The sequence below is a fragment of the Campylobacter concisus genome (assembly GCF_902460595.1).
GTDB classification, from domain to species: Bacteria; Campylobacterota; Campylobacteria; order Campylobacterales; family Campylobacteraceae; genus Campylobacter_A; species Campylobacter_A concisus_BL.
In genome coordinates this window covers 1-19079 of record NZ_CABPVA010000007.1, presented here as the reverse complement: position 1 = coordinate 19079, position 19079 = coordinate 1, and the positions used below count along the sequence as shown (strand labels likewise).

General features: G+C 38.1%; 22 protein-coding genes. All 22 read left to right on the top strand.

Features of this window, described 5'->3' with window-relative positions:
- Positions 1 to 53: 53 nt before the first annotated feature.
- Positions 54 to 668 carry a riboflavin synthase gene (locus tag F3G86_RS09515; RefSeq protein WP_103612806.1) on the top strand — a complete coding sequence of 205 codons (615 nt, stop codon included), beginning with the start codon at positions 54 to 56 and terminating at the stop codon, positions 666 to 668.
- Positions 669 to 678: 10 nt separating this feature from the next.
- On the top strand, positions 679 to 1407 hold the full coding sequence (locus F3G86_RS09510) for a purine nucleoside phosphorylase YfiH/LACC1 family protein (protein WP_149723722.1): 729 nt from the start codon (positions 679 to 681) through the stop codon (positions 1405 to 1407).
- The gene (locus tag F3G86_RS09505) at positions 1388 to 1597 is read left to right on the top strand and encodes an acetyltransferase (protein ID WP_103598218.1); all 210 of its coding nucleotides are present in this window, start codon (positions 1388 to 1390) and stop codon (positions 1595 to 1597) included. The genes F3G86_RS09510 and F3G86_RS09505 overlap by 20 nt, the downstream gene beginning before the upstream one ends.
- Positions 1598 to 1607: 10 nt before the next feature.
- Positions 1608 to 2747 (top strand): beta-aspartyl-peptidase, encoded by a 1140-nt coding sequence (gene iadA / locus F3G86_RS09500; RefSeq protein WP_149723721.1) that lies wholly within the window; start codon positions 1608 to 1610, stop codon positions 2745 to 2747.
- Between the two features lie 190 nt (positions 2748 to 2937).
- Positions 2938 to 3726, top strand: coding sequence for a 30S ribosomal protein S2 (gene rpsB, locus F3G86_RS09495; RefSeq protein WP_002941277.1), 789 nt, complete (start codon positions 2938 to 2940; stop codon positions 3724 to 3726).
- Entirely contained in the window at positions 3726 to 4790 is a 1065-nt protein-coding gene (tsf, locus tag F3G86_RS09490; protein ID WP_149723720.1) for a translation elongation factor Ts, read from the top strand. Before rpsB ends, tsf begins: the two co-directional genes overlap by 1 nt.
- Positions 4790 to 5434, top strand: coding sequence for an ABC transporter ATP-binding protein (locus F3G86_RS09485; RefSeq protein ID WP_149723719.1), 645 nt, complete (start codon positions 4790 to 4792; stop codon positions 5432 to 5434). The genes tsf and F3G86_RS09485 overlap by 1 nt, the downstream gene beginning before the upstream one ends.
- A gap of 89 nt (positions 5435 to 5523) precedes the next feature.
- Positions 5524 to 6285, top strand: a complete 762-nt coding sequence (gene fliR / locus F3G86_RS09480; RefSeq protein ID WP_149723718.1) for a flagellar biosynthetic protein FliR — start codon at positions 5524 to 5526, stop codon at positions 6283 to 6285.
- Positions 6286 to 6341: 56 nt separating this feature from the next.
- Positions 6342 to 7898, top strand: a complete 1557-nt coding sequence (locus F3G86_RS09475) for a putative sodium/potassium/calcium exchanger (protein ID WP_149723717.1) — start codon at positions 6342 to 6344, stop codon at positions 7896 to 7898.
- Positions 7899 to 8510, top strand: a complete 612-nt coding sequence (gene gmk / locus F3G86_RS09470; RefSeq protein WP_103598213.1) for a guanylate kinase — start codon at positions 7899 to 7901, stop codon at positions 8508 to 8510. It begins immediately after the preceding gene.
- Between the two features lie 51 nt (positions 8511 to 8561).
- On the top strand, positions 8562 to 8783 hold the full coding sequence (locus F3G86_RS09465; RefSeq protein ID WP_103635478.1) for a Sec-independent protein translocase subunit TatA: 222 nt from the start codon (positions 8562 to 8564) through the stop codon (positions 8781 to 8783).
- Positions 8784 to 8792: 9 nt separating this feature from the next.
- Positions 8793 to 10376, top strand: a complete 1584-nt coding sequence (argS, locus tag F3G86_RS09460) for an arginine--tRNA ligase (RefSeq protein WP_149723716.1) — start codon at positions 8793 to 8795, stop codon at positions 10374 to 10376.
- Between the two features lies 1 nt (position 10377).
- Positions 10378 to 11109, top strand: a complete 732-nt coding sequence (locus F3G86_RS09455; RefSeq protein ID WP_149723715.1) for a class I SAM-dependent methyltransferase — start codon at positions 10378 to 10380, stop codon at positions 11107 to 11109.
- Entirely contained in the window at positions 11109 to 12296 is a 1188-nt protein-coding gene (locus F3G86_RS09450; protein ID WP_317454233.1) for a UDP-N-acetylglucosamine 4,6-dehydratase, read from the top strand. Before F3G86_RS09455 ends, F3G86_RS09450 begins: the two co-directional genes overlap by 1 nt.
- Entirely contained in the window at positions 12283 to 13434 is a 1152-nt protein-coding gene (locus F3G86_RS09445; protein WP_103620701.1) for a LegC family aminotransferase, read from the top strand. The genes F3G86_RS09450 and F3G86_RS09445 overlap by 14 nt, the downstream gene beginning before the upstream one ends.
- 2 nt (positions 13435 to 13436) lie before the next feature.
- Positions 13437 to 14048: a NeuD/PglB/VioB family sugar acetyltransferase gene (locus tag F3G86_RS09440; RefSeq protein ID WP_149723713.1), complete on the top strand. Its 612-nt coding sequence runs from the start codon at positions 13437 to 13439 to the stop codon at positions 14046 to 14048.
- Positions 14049 to 14082: 34 nt separating this feature from the next.
- Positions 14083 to 14784 (top strand): glycosyltransferase, encoded by a 702-nt coding sequence (locus tag F3G86_RS09435; protein WP_149723712.1) that lies wholly within the window; start codon positions 14083 to 14085, stop codon positions 14782 to 14784.
- Positions 14781 to 15662 carry a formyltransferase family protein gene (locus F3G86_RS09430; protein ID WP_149723711.1) on the top strand — a complete coding sequence of 294 codons (882 nt, stop codon included), beginning with the start codon at positions 14781 to 14783 and terminating at the stop codon, positions 15660 to 15662. The genes F3G86_RS09435 and F3G86_RS09430 overlap by 4 nt, the downstream gene beginning before the upstream one ends.
- Positions 15659 to 16318, top strand: a complete 660-nt coding sequence (locus F3G86_RS09425; RefSeq protein WP_149723710.1) for a PIG-L deacetylase family protein — start codon at positions 15659 to 15661, stop codon at positions 16316 to 16318. The genes F3G86_RS09430 and F3G86_RS09425 overlap by 4 nt, the downstream gene beginning before the upstream one ends.
- A gap of 15 nt (positions 16319 to 16333) precedes the next feature.
- Positions 16334 to 17395, top strand: a complete 1062-nt coding sequence (locus F3G86_RS09420) for an N-acetylneuraminate synthase family protein (protein WP_149723709.1) — start codon at positions 16334 to 16336, stop codon at positions 17393 to 17395.
- Position 17396: 1 nt separating this feature from the next.
- A complete protein-coding gene (locus F3G86_RS09415) occupies positions 17397 to 18317 on the top strand; it encodes a Gfo/Idh/MocA family oxidoreductase (RefSeq protein WP_149723708.1) in 921 nt (306 codons plus the stop codon).
- A gap of 2 nt (positions 18318 to 18319) precedes the next feature.
- Positions 18320 to 19079 (top strand): cytidylyltransferase domain-containing protein (locus F3G86_RS09410; protein ID WP_149723707.1); only part of this gene is annotated, 760 nt, incomplete at its 3' end.

Sequence of the window (19079 nt, the reverse complement as noted above, 5' to 3'; positions counted from 1 at the left end):
ACCCAAATTTAGGCAAATTTTAGTAAAATCCTTAAAAAATTTAAAGGCAAAATATGTTTAATGGCTTAATCAGGGAGCTTGCCGAGGTCATTAGCTACTCGCAAAATGTTTTACGGCTAAAGGCTAAATTTCGCCCAAATTTAGGTGACAGCATCGCAGTAAATGGCGCTTGCTTAAGTGTGATAAAACTATATGATGATGGCTTTAGCGTGGAGCTAAGCGCAGAGAGCAGGGCAAATGTCGCGGTTGAAAATTTAAGTGGCTTGGTGCATATCGAGCCAGCGATGAAGCTTGGCGAGCGCGTGGATGGGCATTTGATGCAAGGACACATCGACTTTATCGGCGTGATCTCAGCTATAAAAAAACATGAAAATGGCGTTGATTTTTACATCGACCTGCCGCGAGAGGCGATGGCTCTTATGGCAAACAAGGGCTCGGTGGGCGTTGAGGGCGTGAGCCTTACGATAAATGAAATTTTGCCAAAGGGCATAAGGCTAACTATCATTCCGATCACATTTAGAGATAGCCTTTTTGGTACTTTCAAGGTTGGCAGGCGCGTAAATATCGAGAGCGATCTGCTGGCTCGCTACGTGGCTAGGATGCTTGAGGCTAAGCAAAATGGCGGCCTTAGCTGGGACGATGTCGAGAGAATTTCAAGCCTCTACTAAGTGAGCGAAGATGCGTGAAAATTTAGATATCGTTTTTGATAAAAATGGCATCACTGCTGGCTTTACAAACAGGCTTGGCGGCGTGAGCGAGGGTAAATTTAGCTCGCTAAATTTAGGCGATCACGTGGGTGATGAGCCAAAAGATGTCATCAAAAATAGAGAAATTTTGGCTAAAAATTTAGGCGTTAGACAGCTTAAGTTTATGAAGCAGATCCACTCGGACAAGGTTTTTGTCCTTGAAAACGAGGAGGATGAGCTGCCAGAGTGCGACGCTGTGATCACAAATTTAAGTGATGTTGGCATCTGTGTCTTGGTAGCGGACTGCTCGCCAGTCGTGATGATAGATGAGAGGCAGGGCGCTATCTGCGTGGCTCATGCAGGAAGAGCTGGCGTGATGCTAAAAATTTGCACAAAAGCAGTTATGCTTATGGGTGAGAAATTTGGCTCAAGAGCGGGCGAGATGAGCGTCTTTGTCGGAGCAAATATAAAAGGCGGCTGCTATGAGGTGGGCGAGCTTGATCTTGGGGAATTTAACGCATATAAGATAGGTAGAAATTTTGATATGAACGCGGCCTTGAGAGATGAATTTAGCGCACTTGGGGTTAGAAATTTAAACTTTAGCGAAGTCTGCACGCACTGCGATGAGAGATATTTTTCATACCGAAGAGACGGCGTGTGCGGCAGATTTTGCGGATTTGCAGTGAAATTTAAGGATAAAAATGGGATACGAGAGCTTTAAAAATCCACTGGCGGCAAAAATAGCTCAAAACGCTAGAAATTTGGGCTTTGAGCAGCTTATGAACGAAGAGTTTATGCAGATGCTACTTAGCTCAAAAAAGATGGAGCTAAGCGCCGTGGATAGGGAAAATATCGAGCAAATTTTTATAAAATTGATGGAGATAGAAGAGAAAGTACAACTTAGCAAATAAAGGAGAAAATATGCTTTTGCTTAAAAATGCTAATCTATACACGCCAAAATTTCTTGGCAAGTGCGATGTTTTGGTAGGTGGCGGTAAAATTTTAGCTATCGGCGATGAGCTAAGCTTTAACATCGAAGGGCTTGAAATTTACGACCTAAAGGGCAAGGTTTTAGCTCCAGGCCTCATTGATCAGCACGTGCATATCACGGGTGGTGGCGGCGAGGCTGGATATCACTCAAGAACGCCTGAGATCACGCTTAGTCAGATCGTAAAATACGGCACGACCACACTTGTTGGCGTCTTGGGGACTGACGGGGTTACTAGAAGCTTGGAAAATCTCTACTCAAAGGCAAAAGCGCTCGAGTTTGAGGGCATCTCGACCTTCATTCACACCGGCTCATACGCAAGCCCCTGTGTGACATTTACCGGCGACATCGCAAAGGATATCATACTAATCGACAAAGTGATCGGCGTAAAGATCGCACTGACCGATAACCGCGGCAGCTACGTCTCAAAAGAGGAGCTCATCAAGATCCTAAGCAAGATACGCATAGGCGGCATGGTCTCTAAAAAAGGCGGCGTGCTTCACATGCACATGGGCGGACTGAGTGAGAAATTTGACAACGTCTTTAAAGTGATAAAAGACTATGAATTCCCAGTTCATTACTTCTCGCCGACACACTGCGCTAGGACGAAAGATCTGTTTAACGAGGCTTTGAAATTTCAAAAAATGGGCGGAAACGTCGATATCACAAGTGGTGGGAGTAAATTTGCCCCACTTCACGAGGTGGTGGCTTATGGCCTTGAAAATGGGCTAAATTTAGAGCGTCTAACGATGAGCTCAGATGGCAACGGCAGCGTGCCTAAATTTAATGAAAATGGCGAGCTAGTGGGATATGGCTGTGCCTCATGTGCGTCAAATTTAGAGGTATTGCAAGCTTTGGTGAGAAATAAAATTTTAAAGATAGAAGACACTTTGGCTTTGATGAGCAAAAACGTGGCGAGATATCTAAATTTAAGCCAAAAAGGCGAGATAAAAGTCGGCAATGACGCTGATCTTTGTGTCTTTGACGAGGAGCTAAATTTATATGACGTGATCGCAAAAGGCGAGTTTTGCGTAAAAGATGAAAAGGTCGTTAAAAAAGGCTTTTTTGAGTGAATTTAAAGAAATTTGCGCTTTATTTTTAGCTAAAGAAATCTTTAAATTTAGCTTCAATAAAGCCAAGTTTCAATATAATCCAAGCTTTATTTCACACACGACAATCCTAAATTTGGTTGTGCGAAAGCATTAATGGTCGTGGAGGATAAAACTAAATTCAAGGCAAAATGCCTAAAACAAGGAGAAACTCATGGTAACTATGAGAGATTTATTAGAGTGTGGCGTACATTTTGGTCACCAAACACGCCGCTGGAACCCAAAGATGAAAAAATTTATCTTTGGCGAGAGAAAAGGTATCTATATTATAGATCTACAAAAGACTATCCGCTACTTCCGCTACACTTACAACATCGTTCGTGACGCAGCTGCTGAAGGCAAGTCAGTGCTATTTGTCGGTACTAAAAAACAAGCTATCGACGCTATCAAAGAGTACGCTGAAAAATGTGGAATGCCTTATGTAAATCACCGCTGGTTAGGTGGTATGATGACAAACTTCGGTACTATCCGCCAGTCTATCCGCAAACTAGAAGTTATCGAGACTATGGAAGAAGATGGCTCGATAAATTTACTAACTAAAAAAGAGGCTTTGATGCTTCGCCGCAAAAAAGAGAAACTTATCGCAACTCTTGGCGGTATCCGAAATATGAAAAGCCTACCTGATATGATATTTGTTGTTGATACAGTTAAAGAAAAGATCGCCGTTCAAGAGGCAAATCGCCTAAAGATCCCAGTTGTAGCACCGATCGATACAAACTGCGATCCTGACGTTGTTGATTATCCTATCCCAGGAAACGACGATGCGATCCGCTCTGTTCAGCTTTTCTGCCAAGAGATGGCTGAGGCTATCAATGAAGGCAAATCACTTCTTGAGCAAGATGGTGGCGAGCAAGCTGCTGGCGAAGAAGTAAGCCAAGATGAGAAAGACGCAGTTGTAGCTGAGGCTATGAGCGAAGAAGACTTTGGCGAGGACGAAGAGTAATGGAAATAACTGCACAAATGGTAAAAGAGCTCCGTGAATCAACCGGAGCTGGCATGATGGACTGCAAAAAGGCACTTGGCGAAGCAAATGGCGACATGGAAAAAGCTGTTGACATCCTTCGTGAAAAGGGCCTAGGTCAAGCTGCTAAAAAAGCTGACCGCCTTGCAAGCGAGGGCTTAGTAAGCGTTGAAGTTTGCTCAAAATGCAAAAAAGCAACTATCAGCGAGATCAACTCTGAGACTGACTTCGTTGCTAGAAACCCACAGTTTCAAGCACTTGCAAAAGACGCAACAGCTCACATCCAATCAAGCGGCATAAAAACAGTTGAAGAGCTAAATGCAAGCACATTAAATGGCGTTAAATTTGAAGAGTACTTCAAAACTCAGATTGCAACTATCGGTGAAAACCTTGTAGTTCGCCGCTTTGAGACAATCAGTGCTGATGATAAGGGCGTGGTAAATGGCTATGTTCACTCAAATGGCCGTGTTGGCGTACTTATCGGTGCAGCTTGCGAAAGTGCTGAAGTTGCAAACAAAGCAACTGAATTTATAAGAAATTTATGTATGCACGCAGCTGCTATGAAGCCAAGCGTTATAAGCTACAAAGACCTTGATAAAGAGTTTGTTGAAAAAGAATTTATCGCACTTCGCGCTGAGCTTGAAAAAGACAATGAAGAGCTAAAACGCTTAGGCAAGCCACTTCACCACATCCCTGAGTATGCTAGCCGCTGCCAGATAGGTGAGGCTGAGCTTGCAAAAGCTACAAAAGCGATCGAAGAAGAGCTAAAAGCTGAGGGCAAACCTGAGAAAATTTGGGATAAGATCATCCCTGGTAAGATCGAGAGATTTTACGCTGATAACACAGTGCTTGACCAACGCCTTACACTTTTAGGTCAGTTTTATGTAATGGACGATAAAAAGACTATCGAACAAGTTATCGAAGAGAAGAGCAAAGAGCTTGGCGGCAAGATCGAGATCGTAAAATACGTTCGTTTCGAGCTTGGCGAAGGTTTAGAGAAAAAAGTAGATGACTTTGCTGCAGAAGTTGCTGCTCAAATAGGCTAATGGAAATTTTAAGAGCGTCTAATCTAGGCTTTGCGTATGATTATACGCTCTTTAACAATATAAATTTAACTCTCAATCAAAAACAGAGCATCGCGATAACTGGCGTTAGCGGTTGTGGCAAATCAACGCTTTTACATATACTTTCAACACTTTTAAAACCAAATTTTGGCGAGGTCATCTATCAAGATAGATCGATCTATGAGCTTTCTCAAAACGAGCTTTTGGCTATTAGAAGGCTTCATTTTGGCATTATTTTTCAGTCGCACTATCTTTTTAAAGGCTTTAGCGCCTATGAAAATATCGAGCTTGCAAGCATCTTATCTGGCGAAAATATAGAAAAAAATGATCTTGAAGCGCTTAAAATTTCAAGAGTGATAAATCAAAAAGTTGGCGAGCTAAGCGGCGGCCAGCAGCAGCGCGTCAGTATCGCTAGAGTGCTTACTAAAAAGCCAAAGATCATCTTTGCAGACGAGCCAACGGGCAACCTTGATAAGCAAACGGCAAATGAAGTGATGCAAGTTTTATTTGACTACATAAATGAAAATAACGCTGCCCTTGTTCTAGTCACTCACGACAACGACCTAGCCGCGAAATGCGACAACTCATACAAGCTTGAGAACAAAGAGCTTGTGCAAATTTCTTAAAATTTAGCTTCAAATTTCTAAAAACGACCACATAAATTTAAAAACAAAGTAAAATTTTGTAAAATTAGCAAAAAATTTAAAAGAGCAAAATGGAACTAATAGAATTTTTTGGGGCTGATAAGACCATAGTTTTTATGCTTTTATTTGCACGCCTAAGCGGTCTCATCGTTTTTTTCCCATTTTACTCGCACAACCAAATTCCTCTTAGCGTAAAAACGCTTTTAGTTTTTGTTCTTTGTGTCGTGCTTTTTCCTCTCTCAAAAGCTCATGAAAACTCTATAAATTTCCTTGTTGGCGAGATACTTGGCGAGGTGATGCTGGGGCTAAGTGCTGGACTTATGCTAACCATCATCTTTGCCACACTTCAAATGGCAGGCGAGCAAATCTCGATGGTCATGGGCTTTTCGATGGCGTCGGTACTTGACCCACAAACTGGCACAAACTCCCCAGTCATAGCAAACCTTATAAATTTCATCGCACTGCTAACATTTCTAGCTTTTGATGGACATCATTTGCTCCTTCAGTTTTACGCTAGCTCACTTGCTGTGGTACCACTTGGCGACTTTTATCCACGCCCTGGCATCATGAGCTATGCGATAAATTTATTTACAAATTTGTTTATGTTTGGCTTTATCATGTCATTTCCTATCATCGCGCTTTCTTTGCTCTCAGACTCCATTTTTGGCATGCTCATGAAGACGATGCCGCAGTTTAACCTACTAGTCATCGGCTATCCTATCAAAGTGACGATCGGATTTTCTGTTTTGATAGCCATTTTAGCAGGCATTATGAAGATCATGAGCGACCTACTTTTAAAAGTGATAAATGATCTGCCGGCTCTATTTTTTTAAGAAAATAGCAATGAAATTTATCATAGAATAGGCTTTTACTATTACAAGGAGGGATGATGAAAGTTGCTCTTATAAATAAAAATCCAGCAGTTTCACGTCTGATAACTTTAAGTCTGAATAAAATCGGTACCGAATATAGCGAATTTGAGGATCTAAATGGATTTGACGATGCTCAGTTTGACTTTATCATAATCGACAGTGACGTGGATAGTAGCGAGCTAGCTACAGATAAAAAGGTGATGTATCTAGCAAGTCGTGGCGAGAGCAAGCCAGAATTTGCTACTTTGATGCTTGAGAAACCATTTTTACCGACTGAATTTATAAGTGTTTTTGAGCAAAATATCCCAAAAGATGAGCCAGCTGCCCAGCAGAGCGAGAGTGAGCAGAGTGAAAGTGACTTTGGCGACTTTAGCGACGAGGCTATAAATTTTGACGAGATGTCAGGGTTTAAGCTGCCTGATATCGATACAAATCTTGAAAATTTTGCAGATCTTGACAAAGAGCTTTTAGAAAGTGGCATAGATAGCCCAAGCGAGGAGATTAATGAGAGTGACTTACAAGAGGAAAATGAAGCTAGCGATATGGAGTCTTTAGAAGAGCTTGAGGACCTACAAGAGCTTGCCAGCGAAGATCTTGCTGATGAGAGCGTGGATGAAGAGACTAGCGAAGCGATAAGTGATGCGCATGAGAGCGAAGAGGGTAAGGATGGTGATCTAGCAGAGCTTAGTGCGCTTGTCGATGAGATAGAAAATATGCCAGAAGAGTCTGAAGCAGATGAAGAGCTAAATAAAAATTTAGATGATATTATTAGCCAAAATGACGTTGCAGGCTTGGTTGATGAAGAGAACGCTGGTGGCGAGCTTGACGAGATAGATCAGAGTAAATTTGAGCTTAGTGAGATTGATTCGCTTGATGAAGAGCTAAATAGTGAAGAGACTGACGAAGAAAATAAAAATTTAGATGACGCTGAGCTAGATACTGCAAATTTAGAGCAAGAAGAGCTAAATATAGACGAGCTAGCTAAATTTGATGATGAAGATAGCCTTGAAAATGAGGCAAATTTAGAAGATGAGCCTAAAGATGATGAGAATTTAGATGAGATCTCTGAGGCTGATGAAGAGCAAATTCAAGTAGATGATGAAAAATCAGAAGAAGATATAGAAGAAGAGGCTTTGGATGAAATTTCAAGTGAGGAGCTAGAAAATTTAGAGTCTAGCGAGAGTGAAAATACTTCTAATGAGATGCCAGTAGAAGAGCTAGAAGATGTGAGCGAGCCAGAAGCCAAAGAGGATCTAGGTCTAGTAGATGAAACTTTTGAAGAAGAAAATATCCAAGAAGAAAACGCGCAAGAAGAGAGCAAAGACGCGGCATCAAGTGAGTTAAATTTTGACGCAGCATCGATAGATGACATAGATGAAAGCACGATGTTAGCGGCATTTGGACTAAAAGATATGCCTCAAACAAGCTCAAAAAATGATGCAAAAGAAGACTATAAAGAAGAGCTAACTAAAAAGATCACAAAACACGTCCAAGAGTCACTAAATGAGAGCTCGCTAAGAGATGTGCTAAAAGATATGAACATTAAGATAAATATAAGTTTCGAGGAAAAGTAGTTGCAAGGACAAATTTTAGTAGTTTCAGGACCTAGTGGAAGCGGTAAAAGCACGCTTTTGAGCCGTCTTTTAAAGGAGGAGAAAGACCTATATTTTTCTATCTCAAGCACAACAAGAGCCAAAAGAGAAGGCGAAGTTGATGGGGTGGATTATTATTTTATAAAAGAAGATGAATTTAAAAGCGGCATAGAAAAGGGCGAGTTTTTAGAGTGGGCGCAGGTGCATAAAAACTACTATGGTACGAGCTTAAAGCCAGTTTTAGCAGCGCTTGAAGCTGGAAAGATAGTGATATTTGACATCGATGTGCAGGGCTTTCACATCGCACTTGAGAAATTTAAAAGCTACATCACTTCAGTTTTTATCACAACTGCGAATAAAAAAGAGCTTAAGAGGCGCTTGAAAAACCGCGGAACAGATAGTGACGAGACGATAGAAAACCGCTTAATGAACGCAGTTGGAGAGATGGAGCATATTTTAGAGTATGATTATTTTTTAGTAAATGATGATATAGAAAAGAGCTACAAAGGACTAAAATCAATCCTTCGAGCGATGAGGTTAAAAAGCGCTAAGATAAACTTAAGAAACGTCATCGACGAGTGGATAGATTGTTAGAAATTCAGGAATTTATGATAATATTTTGAGAAAATTTGATAAGGAGAAAATATGGGTTCTTTTAGTATTGGCCACTGGTTGATCGTTTTAGCGATCATTGTATTACTTTTTGGAGCAAAGAAGATCCCAGAGCTTGCAAAAGGACTAGGCAAGGGCATAAAGACTTTTAAGGCTGAGATGGAGGATACAACCCCTGAAAAGAGCGAAAAAGTTGAGCATAAAGAAGATAGTGCTACTAGTCAAAAGATAGAAGAAACAACTAAAAACGCGTAGGTTTTAGAGTTGAAAGATAAAGTAAAAGCTGAAATTTCAAAGGTTTTAGAGCGTGAATTTGTGCTTGAGAAGCCAAAGGATAAAAATTTAGCCCACTATGCGACGCCGCTTTTTAGCCTTGCAAAGGAGCTAAGAAAGTCGCCGGCTATGATAGCTAGCGAGTTTGCTTATAAATTTAGTGATAGCAAGATAGTTGAAGCTAGTGCGGTAAATGGCTACTTAAATTTCAAGCTTAAGAGTGAATTTTTAGATGAAATTTCAAAGCAAATTTTGCTAGATAGTGAAAATTTTGCAAAAGAAGATGCGAAAAAAGACAGCTATTTAATAGAATACATCAGCGCAAATCCAACTGGACCGCTTCACATCGGGCACGTTAGAGGCGCGGTTTATGGCGATACTTTGGCTAGGCTTGGCAAAAGACTCGGCTACGCCATCTCAACAGAATACTACATAAACGATGCGGGTAATCAAATAGATCTGCTTGGCACTTCGATATCGCTTGCGGCTAAAGAGCAGCTATTTAACGAAAGTGTCGTCTATCCAGAGAAATACTACCGTGGGGATTATATTTTAGATATTGCTAAGCTTGCAAATGAGAAATTTGGTAAAGAAATTTTTTATGACGAGAGCAGAAACCTTGAGCTTGCTGAGTTTGGCAAGGATATCGTGCTTGAGATCATCAAAAAAGACTTGGCTGATGTTGGCATTTTTATAGAGAGCTGGGCTAGCGAAAAAGCACTTTACGACCGTCTGGAGCCAACAATAGAAAAGCTAAAACGTTCAAATCAAATGTATGAAAAAGAGGGTGCTACCTATATCGCTTCTACCACACTTGGCGACGATAACGATAGGGTTGTGGTTAGAAATGACGGCAGACCGACATATCTAGCTGGTGACATCATCTACCATAATGCTAAATTTGAAAGAAATTTTGACCACTATATAAACATTTGGGGTGCAGACCACCACGGATATATCGCAAGACTAAAGGCTGCGATAAATTTCCTTGGGTACGACGAAAATAAGCTAGAAGTGATACTTATGCAGATGGTTAGCCTGCTAAAAGAGGGCAAGCCATACAAGATGAGTAAGCGCGCTGGCAATGCCGTGCTGATGAGTGATATCGCAAGCGAGATCGGCGCTGAGGCGCTTAGATTTATCTTTATAAGTAAAGCAAATACGAGTAACTTGGAATTTGACGTGGATGAGCTTAAAAAAGAGGATAGCTCAAACCCTATTTTTTATATAAACTATGCTCACGCTAGGATAAATCAGGTCTTTGCAAAGGCTGAAAAAAGCGTTAGTGATGTGATAAATGCGGACTTTGAATGCCTAGATGAAAATGCTAAAAATTTACTTTTTGAAGCACTGATATTGCCTGAAATTTTAGAGGACGCTTTCATCTCAAGACAGCTTCAAAAGATCCCAGACTATCTAAAGTCGCTGGCTGCTAGTTTTCATAAATTTTATAATGAAAACCGCGTGGTTGGAAATGAAAACGAAGATAGTTTGTTAAAAGTCTTTGCAGTCGTTGCTGTCTCGATAAAAACAGCATTTAATATAATGGGAATCACAGCTAAAGATAGGATGTGAAATGCTTAGTTTTGATGATTTTAAGAACATGGCTTCAGACAATTCATTAAATGATAATGAAAAGGTTGGCTTTCCTGATATTTACAGAAAAGGCACTGAAGAAAATATATTTCCAGATATTTTACAAAAGTTAAACATTAAACCGGACAATGAAAAAACTAAAATCATAATGGACATAGGATGTGGTTGTTCTGGTCCTGCAAAGTCTCTTATAGAATATGCTAGAAAAAATAGCTTTACTCTATATTTAATTGATTCAAAAGAAATGTTAGATAATTTGCCAAATGAGCCATTTATTATTAAAATCGCTCATGAATTTCCATGTGATTATGACTATGAAAGCTTATACTCAAAAGTGGACTATATTATTGTTTACTCTGTTTTACATCATGTTGTATATCATTCTAACTATTTAAAATTTTTAGATACATGTATAGCGTTATTGAAGAGTGGGGGGGGGAGACTGTTGATTGGCGATATTCCTAACGCAAGCAAAAAGAAGCGTTTTTTATCATCAGAGACTGGTCGTGACTTTCACATGAAGTGGTCCTCTTCTCAAACTTGCCCAAATGTTTGCTGGAATAAGCTAGAGCCACTTTGTATAGATGACAGTGTAATTTTTTCCATACTTCAAAGGTATCGTTCTATGGGTTGTGAGTCTTATTTGCTTGAGCAACTTAGCGGTCTTCCTATGAATAATACAAGAGAAGACATTCTAATAGTGAAGCAATAATGGATATCTTAAGCTTAATAGGACGCACGAAAAACCTCTTTGAAGATGATATAAATGCCCTTGATAAAGACCTAAAAGAGATAGCTTCAAGCTCAAGCTTCCTAGTTATCGGCGGTGCTGGCTCGATAGGCTCTGCCGTGACAAAGGAGATATTTATAAGAGACCCCAAAAAACTCTACGTTGTTGATATCTCTGAAAACAACCTTGTTGAGCTAGTGCGTGACATAAGAAGTGAGTTTGGATATATAAATGGCGACTTTAAAACTTTTGCCATAGATGTTGCAAGTACCGAATTTGACGCACTTTTATCGCAAAGCGGTGGATTTGACTACGTGTTAAATTTATCAGCGCTAAAGCACGTTAGAAGCGAAAAAGACCCATTTACACTCATGAGAATGCTTGAAACAAATATCTTTAACACCGATAAAACGCTGGCTCAAGCTTTGGGTATGAAGTCAAAAAAATATTTCTGCGTCAGCACCGACAAGGCCGCAAATCCTGTAAATTTAATGGGAGCTAGCAAGCGCATCATGGAGATGTTTGCGTTTAGGCACTCTTTAGAGATCGACGTCTCGATGGCTAGATTTGCAAACGTGGCATTTAGCGACGGCTCGCTTCTTTTTGGCTTTCAAAAACGCATAGAAAAGTCTCAGCCAATAGTCGCTCCAAACGACGTCAGACGCTACTTTCTAACGCCAAAAGAGAGCGGTGAGCTCTGCCTTTTAAGCACCATTTTTGGCGAAAATAGAGATATATTTTTCCCAAAACTAGATGAAAATTTAGACCTCATAACATTTAGTGAAATAGCCAAACGGTACTTGGCGAATTTAGGCTATGAGCCATTTTTATGTGAAAATGAGGAGGAGGCCAGAAAGCTTGCCAAAGTGCTTCCAAAAGATGGCTTTTACCCTTGTCTTTTTGCGCCTAGCGACACGACTGGAGAGAAGGATTATGAGGAGTTTTTCGTTGATGGCGAGAAGCTTGACATGCAAAGACTTCAAAATATTGGCATAGTTAAAAATGATGCAAATTTTGACAGCAAAAAGCTAGAAATTTTCAAAAACAATATCTTAAATTTAAAATCAAGCTTGACATGGAGCAAAGAGGACGTTTTGCGCGAGGTCTTCGAGCTCATACCAAATTTCATGCATAAAGAAACAGGAAAATATCTCGATGAAAAAATGTGATTTTGACGAGGTTTTGAAATTTATAAAAAGCACCTTTGGCAAGGACAAAGTCCCACTTCACGAGCCTAAATTTATAGGCAACGAGAAAAAATATCTACTTGAGTGCATCGACTCTAGCTTTGTCTCAAGTGTCGGCAAATTTGTCGATGAGTTTGAGAGTAAGCTAGCTCAAATGGTCGGTGCTAAATTTGCAGTCGCCACGACAAATGGCACCTCTGCGCTTCATATCTGCCTAAAACTAGCTGGCGTAGAGCAAAATAACGAAGTGATCACCCAGCCAGTTACTTTTATAGCCACTTGCAACGCCATTAGCTACCTTTTTGCAAAGCCGGTTTTCGTGGATGTTGATCTTGACACACTCGGTATGTCGCCAGCGTCACTTAGTGCGTTTTTGGAGAAAAACTGCGAGCTAAAAGGCGGCAAATGTGTCAATAAAACTAGCGGCAGGATAGTGCGTGCTTGCGTACCTATGCACACTTTTGGACTGCCTTGCAAGATAGATGAGATAGCTGAAATCTGCAAGCGTTGGAACATCGCTTTAGTAGAAGACTGCGCCGAGAGCCTTGGTAGCTACTATAAAGGCACTCATACGGGGAATTTTGGCAAGCTTGCAGCGATGAGCTTTAATGGCAATAAGATCGTCACAAGCGGAGGAGGCGGAGCTATCATCACAAACGACGAGGAGATAGCAAAGCACGCCAAATTTATCACCACAACGGCCAAGGTGCCACATCCTTTTGAGTATCGTCATAGCGAGATCGGCTACAACTACCGCTTGCCAAATTTAAATGCGGCCCTTCTTGTGGCGCAGCTTGAAAATTTGGAGCTATTTTTAAAGAGCAAACGCGAGCTTGCGATGATCTATAAAGAGTATTTTTCTAAATTTGATGATGTGAAATTTATAGATGAGCCAGCGGAAGCTAGGTCAAATTTTTGGCTAAATGTGGTGCTCTTTGAAAGCCGTGAAAAGAGAGATGAGTTTTTGAAATTTAGCAATGAAAATGGCGTTTTTACGCGTCCTATCTGGCAGCTTATGAACGAGCTTGATATGTTTAAAGACTGCCAAAGAGACGAGCTAAAAAATGCTAAATTTCTAAGCGACAGGATAGTAAATATCCCAAGTAGCGCAAGAGTATAGCCATGCAAGATATAGTTTTAGTAGGTGGTGGCGGACACTGCAAAAGTGTGATAGATGTCATCGAGAGCGAGGCTAAATTTAATATAATTGGTATCATAGATACGGCAGAAAATATTGGCAAAAAGGTGCTTGGATATGAGATCATCGGTAGCGATGATGATCTGGCTGAGGTTTTTAAATCATGCAAAAATGCTGTGGTGGCGGTTGGGCAGATAAAAAGCAGCGAGCCTAGAAAAAGGTTGTTTGCACTGCTAAAAGAGATAGGTTTTTACCTTCCAGCCATTATCTCTTCGCTTGCGTATATCTCGAAGCATGCAAGTGTAGGTGAGGGAACGGTTGTGATGCATCATGCCTTGATCAACGCTGGTGCAAGTGTTGGCAAAAACTGCATCATAAATACAAAAGCGCTTGTGGAGCATGACGCAACTATCGGCGATCACTGCCATATCTCAACAGCAAGCGTGGTAAATGGCGGCGTTGTTGTGCAAGATGGGACATTTTTTGGTAGCAATGCAACTAGCAAAGAATATATCGTGATAGGCGAAAATTCTCTCATAGGTGGCGGTGTCAGCGTGATGAAAAGCTTAGAGAAAAACGCTTTTATAAAGGCGTAAAAACTAGCATTTTAAAGGAAATTTGTAGTTTTTGATGGTGGATAAAAAATCAATGAAAAAAAAGAAAATAGCATTTTTAACAACCATTTTCCCCATGGAAAAATCATACTTAATTGATTTTTTTGATTCACTATTAAAGCAAACATTTAAAAAAGTTGATATTGTAGTTGTCAATGATGGTTTTAATAATTTTGATGATATCGCAAAACAATATAGCAGTAAGCTCAATATTATTGAGCTAAAATATCTAAACACTCCAGCAAAAAATAGAGAATATGGGATAAATTATTGTATAGAAAAAGGCTATGATGTATTGGTCTTTGGAGATAGCGATGATTGTTTTAAGGAAAATCGCATAGAGAAATCACTTGAGTTACTGAAAGACAATGAAATAGTAGTAAATGATTTAACTCTATTTAATGAAAATGGTATTTACGAAGAAAAATATTTATCAAATAGGCTTAGAAATAGGCAAATTATTGATTTTGAGTTTATTGACAATAAAAATATATTCGGAATGACAAATACAGCCATTAGCTTGAATATGTTACCAAAGGTGTTATTTGACAGCAGAATTGTTGCTGCTGATTGGTATTTCTTTAAAATGCTGTTAAAAAGTGGACGCAAAGCGATTTTTACCAACGAAACTGTAAGTTTGTATAGACAATACAAAAATAATACTGTTGGCTTAAATAAGGAAAACAATTTTTATTATTTTTGGTGGGAGAAATCATGAAAATTCTATTTATAGGCACCGTTGAGTTTTCATATAAAGCCTTAAAAAAGCTTATTGATCTAAATGCAGAAATAGTTGGTGTTTGTACTAAGAATAAATCTGATTTTAACTCTGATTTTTCGGATTTAACTCCACTTTGCAAGAAGTCAGGTATTCCGTTTAAATATGTAGATGATATAAATTCTAATGAAAATATTGCTTGGATAAGAAGTATAAGCCCAGATATTATATTTTGCTTTGGCTGGTCAAATTTAATAAAAAAGGATTTACTTAGTTTACCAAAGATGGGAGTTGTTGGATATCATCCAGCTTTGCTGCCAAAAAATAGAGGTAGGCATCCCCTTATTTGGGCTTTGGCTCTTGGGCTTAATGATAGCGGCTCTACATTTTTCTTTATGACAGAAGGTGCAGATGATGGGGATATATTATCTCAAGAAAAGGTTGAAATTTTATATGAAGATGATGCGAAAAGTTTATATGATAAAGTTTCAAATATTGCACTAAAGCAGATAGCGTCATTTTTGCCAAAACTACAAAACAATAGCTTTGAGATAGTTAAACAAAATAATGATTTAGCTAATGTATGGAGAAAAAGAGGTAAGGTTGATGGAAGGATTGACTTTAGGATGACTTCTAGAGCGATATACAATCTTGTTCGGGCATTAACAAAACCTTATGTCGGTGCTCATGTGGAATATAATGGGCAAGATATATCTATATGGAAGGTAGAGGAAGTGGAATTTGATCAAAATAATATTGAATTTGGTAAAGTTTTAGAAAATGATGGCAAGAGTATTGTGGTAAAAACATACGATAAGGCAATCAAAATTATAGACCATGGTTTCAAAGAGCTGCCTAAAGTAGGAGAATATTTATGAAAAACAAAATTCTTGTGGTGGCTGTTCATCCAGACGATGAGACATTGGGCTGTGGAGGGACGCTACTTAAACATAAGCATGATGGAGATGAAATTTACTGGCTTATTTGTACAAAAATGGACGAGATTAGCGATTATCATACCGCTAGAGAAAATGAGATAAAGCAAGCTTCGGATGCTTATAAATTTGATGGTGTTTTTAGTTTGGGACTTAATACAATGCGAGTAGATGAGTATGGTATGAGCGAGCTTATAGGTAAAGTCTCAAAGGTAATAAGCGAGGTAAAGCCAAACATCATATATCTTCCATTTAAAAGTGACGTGCATAGCGACCATAGGAAAATTTTTGAAGCGAGCTATAGCTGTACAAAGGTATTTAGATATCCATTTATCAAAAAGATATATATGATGGAAATTCTAAGTGAAACAGAATTTGCTCCAGGTGTCAAAGAGGATGCTTTTATGCCAAATTCATTTGTGGATATAAGCAATTATCTTGATAAAAAAATAGAAATAATGAAAATTTTTAAAAGTGAAATAGGGGAACATCCATTTCCAAGAAGTGAGAGAAATTTAAGGGCATTGGCTACCTTAAGAGGGGCAACTTGTGGATGTGAATATGCTGAAAGTTTTATGCTTTTAAAAGAATTAATTTAAGATAAAAGGATTAAAATGAGAGTAAGATTAACAAAAACTAAAGAAGTTTACAATTTTTGTAAACCATATATAATTGCAGAATTGGGTTCTAACCATAATGGGAATATGGATTTGGCTAAAAAGTTGATAGTTGAAGCAAAAGGAGCAGGTGCAGATTGTGTTAAATTTCAAAGTTGGTCAAAAGATACCATATTTAGTAGAAAAAAATATGAGGACAATTTTTTTATTGCTGATGACTATAGAAATAGAGCAGATTATACCCTCGAGGAAATAGTAGATGCTTATTCGATAAGTGAAGAAGAGCTTTTGGAAATGAAAAAATTTGCAGATGAAATAGGCATTGACTGCACTTCTACACCATTTAGTAAAAAAGAGGCTGATTTTCTGGTAGATAAATTAGACAGCCCTTTTATTAAAGTCGCCTCAATGGATTTAAATAATTATCCATTTTTGGAGTATCTAGCTAAAAAAAATAGACCTATGATTTTAGCAACTGGCCTTAGCGAGCTTTACGAGATTGACAAGGCAATTAAAACTATAGAAAATGCTGGAAATACAAATATTGTAATATTACACTGCATTTCAACTTATCCTCCGGTTGATAAAGATGTAAACCTAAATAATATACGAACATTAATGCAAACTTATCCTGATTATCCCATAGGTTTTTCTGATCATACTTTAGGGACTGCTATACCTTTGGCATCTGTAGCATTAGGCGTTTGTTTAATAGAAAAGCATTTTACTTTGGATAAAGATATGGAAGGATGGGATCATAAGGTTTCGGCCGATAAAGATGAAATGAAAATTATAGTAGATGGCTCTAAGAGGATAAATGAGGCCATGGGTTCTTTTAGGGTTACTGCAACAGAATCAGACGAAAGAAAGCAGGAATTTAGAAGAAGTATAGTTTTGGCAAGAGATATGAAAAAAGGGGAAATTATTAAGTATTGTGATATAGACTATAAAAGGCCTGGAACCGGAATAAGACCAGAGATGAGTGAATTTTTAATAGGAAGAACATTAAACAAAGATCTAAAATATGATCATATATTAACCAAAGAGGATATTCTATAACATGTTAAAAATAGGAATGATAGGCACAAGTGAAGGAAATGGCCACCCATATTCATTTTCTGCAATTGTAAATGGCTATGATGATAAAAATATGAGTATGAGCGGTTGGAATAATATTTATATGTATTTAAAAGAAAGAGATTTTTCTGATTTTGGGATATCTGATGCAAAAGTTACTCATGTTTGGACTCAAAATTTAGATGAAAGTATAACAATAGCCAAAGCTTCAAAAATTAATAATGTAGTAGATAATTACGAAGATATGATCAAGGATGTGGATGCTGTTATTATTGCAAGAGATGATTATGAATCACATATAAAAATCGCAAAATCTTTCTTGGAGGCTGGCAAATATGTATTTATTGATAAACCTCTCTCTCTGGATATTAACGACTTAATTTATTTTAAGCCATTTTTGGAGTCTGGACAACTTGCAAGTTGTTCAGGGATAAAATATGCGCCGGAGTTAGATAAAATAAGAAGAGATATTAATGAATTTGGCAAAATAAAGCTTATTAGAGGCACAACTGTAAAAAGTTGGGAAAAATACGCAATTCATATGCTGGATGGAATTTTTTCCGTTGTTCCTTTTAATGTTAAATCAGTGCAGTATAATAATTCAAATCACGAATCTTTTACTCTTTACAATCATGATGGCAGTATAATCCAAATAGATGCTCTTGGTAGCAGTGAGCTAACACTCAGAATCGAGTTCTTTAGTGATATAAAGTATTATAGGGCAGATACTCTTGATGCATTCCCTTCTTTTAAAAGATTGCTTTCAAATTTTATTTTTAGAATAGAAAGAGGACTGTTGGACAATGGCAGTATCTTGACAATAAATTTAATGAAGGTTTTAATAGCTGGTAAAATGGCACAAAAAACTAAAAGTATTGTAGAAATTGATAGTCTAGGGATATAAAAATGATTTTAGCCATACTTCAAGCAAGAATGAGTTCTTCTAGGTTGCCAGGTAAAGTTTTAAAGAAAGTAAACGATAAGCCAATTTTGTATTATCAAATAGAGAGAATCAAAAAATCTAGTAAAATAGATAAATTAGTTGTTGCAACGTCTGCAAATGTAGAAGATAATGATATTGAACTATTTTGTAAAGAAAATGATATTGAATGTTTTAGGGGCGACCTAAAAAATGTTTTGGACAGATATTATAAATGTGCTAAATTATTTAAGGCTGATGTTGTTGTTAGATTGACTGGTGACTGCCCGGTTACTGATTTTAATGTTATAGATGAAGTAATATCTTTACATCAAAATAGCAATTCTGACTATACATCAAATACACTAGAAAGAACTTTCCCGGATGGTTTAGACGTTGAGGTTTTTAATTTTAATGTTTTGGAAAGTATATATTATAAAGCAAAAGATCCAGAAGATCTTGAACATGTTACTAAATACATCCATGGGCATAAAGATGAATATAAGTTGGCCAATTATAAGAATGATATAGACTACTCATACATAAGATGGACATTGGATACTTTGGAGGATTTTTATTTTTTTAAGCACTTTTATGAATCAAAAAAGAATTTAAATTTTGGTTGGAAAGAGCTTTTGTCTATAACAACAGAAAATAAAAAATTTTTAATAGACTCAAATCAGACTATTCGATATGCCATGAAAAAACTTGAGGAAATTGTTAATGATGATATAGATTCCTTATATG

Bases quoted from the DNA above. Each gene is read 5' to 3' on its own strand.
- F3G86_RS09515 (WP_103612806.1), top strand. From the start codon at position 54: ATGTTTAATGGCTTAATCAGGGAGCTTGCCGAGGTCATTAGCTACTCG.
- F3G86_RS09510 (WP_149723722.1), top strand. From the start codon at position 679: ATGCGTGAAAATTTAGATATCGTTTTTGATAAAAATGGCATCACTGCT.
- F3G86_RS09505 (WP_103598218.1), top strand. From the start codon at position 1,388: ATGGGATACGAGAGCTTTAAAAATCCACTGGCGGCAAAAATAGCTCAA.
- iadA (WP_149723721.1), top strand. From the start codon at position 1,608: ATGCTTTTGCTTAAAAATGCTAATCTATACACGCCAAAATTTCTTGGC.
- rpsB (WP_002941277.1), top strand. From the start codon at position 2,938: ATGGTAACTATGAGAGATTTATTAGAGTGTGGCGTACATTTTGGTCAC.
- tsf (WP_149723720.1), top strand. From the start codon at position 3,726: ATGGAAATAACTGCACAAATGGTAAAAGAGCTCCGTGAATCAACCGGA.
- F3G86_RS09485 (WP_149723719.1), top strand. From the start codon at position 4,790: ATGGAAATTTTAAGAGCGTCTAATCTAGGCTTTGCGTATGATTATACG.
- fliR (WP_149723718.1), top strand. From the start codon at position 5,524: ATGGAACTAATAGAATTTTTTGGGGCTGATAAGACCATAGTTTTTATG.
- F3G86_RS09475 (WP_149723717.1), top strand. From the start codon at position 6,342: ATGAAAGTTGCTCTTATAAATAAAAATCCAGCAGTTTCACGTCTGATA.
- F3G86_RS09465 (WP_103635478.1), top strand. From the start codon at position 8,562: ATGGGTTCTTTTAGTATTGGCCACTGGTTGATCGTTTTAGCGATCATT.
- F3G86_RS09455 (WP_149723715.1), top strand. From the start codon at position 10,378: ATGCTTAGTTTTGATGATTTTAAGAACATGGCTTCAGACAATTCATTA.
- F3G86_RS09450 (WP_317454233.1), top strand. From the start codon at position 11,109: ATGGATATCTTAAGCTTAATAGGACGCACGAAAAACCTCTTTGAAGAT.
- F3G86_RS09445 (WP_103620701.1), top strand. From the start codon at position 12,283: ATGAAAAAATGTGATTTTGACGAGGTTTTGAAATTTATAAAAAGCACC.
- F3G86_RS09440 (WP_149723713.1), top strand. From the start codon at position 13,437: ATGCAAGATATAGTTTTAGTAGGTGGTGGCGGACACTGCAAAAGTGTG.
- F3G86_RS09435 (WP_149723712.1), top strand. From the start codon at position 14,083: ATGGTGGATAAAAAATCAATGAAAAAAAAGAAAATAGCATTTTTAACA.
- F3G86_RS09430 (WP_149723711.1), top strand. From the start codon at position 14,781: ATGAAAATTCTATTTATAGGCACCGTTGAGTTTTCATATAAAGCCTTA.
- F3G86_RS09425 (WP_149723710.1), top strand. From the start codon at position 15,659: ATGAAAAACAAAATTCTTGTGGTGGCTGTTCATCCAGACGATGAGACA.
- F3G86_RS09420 (WP_149723709.1), top strand. From the start codon at position 16,334: ATGAGAGTAAGATTAACAAAAACTAAAGAAGTTTACAATTTTTGTAAA.
- F3G86_RS09415 (WP_149723708.1), top strand. From the start codon at position 17,397: ATGTTAAAAATAGGAATGATAGGCACAAGTGAAGGAAATGGCCACCCA.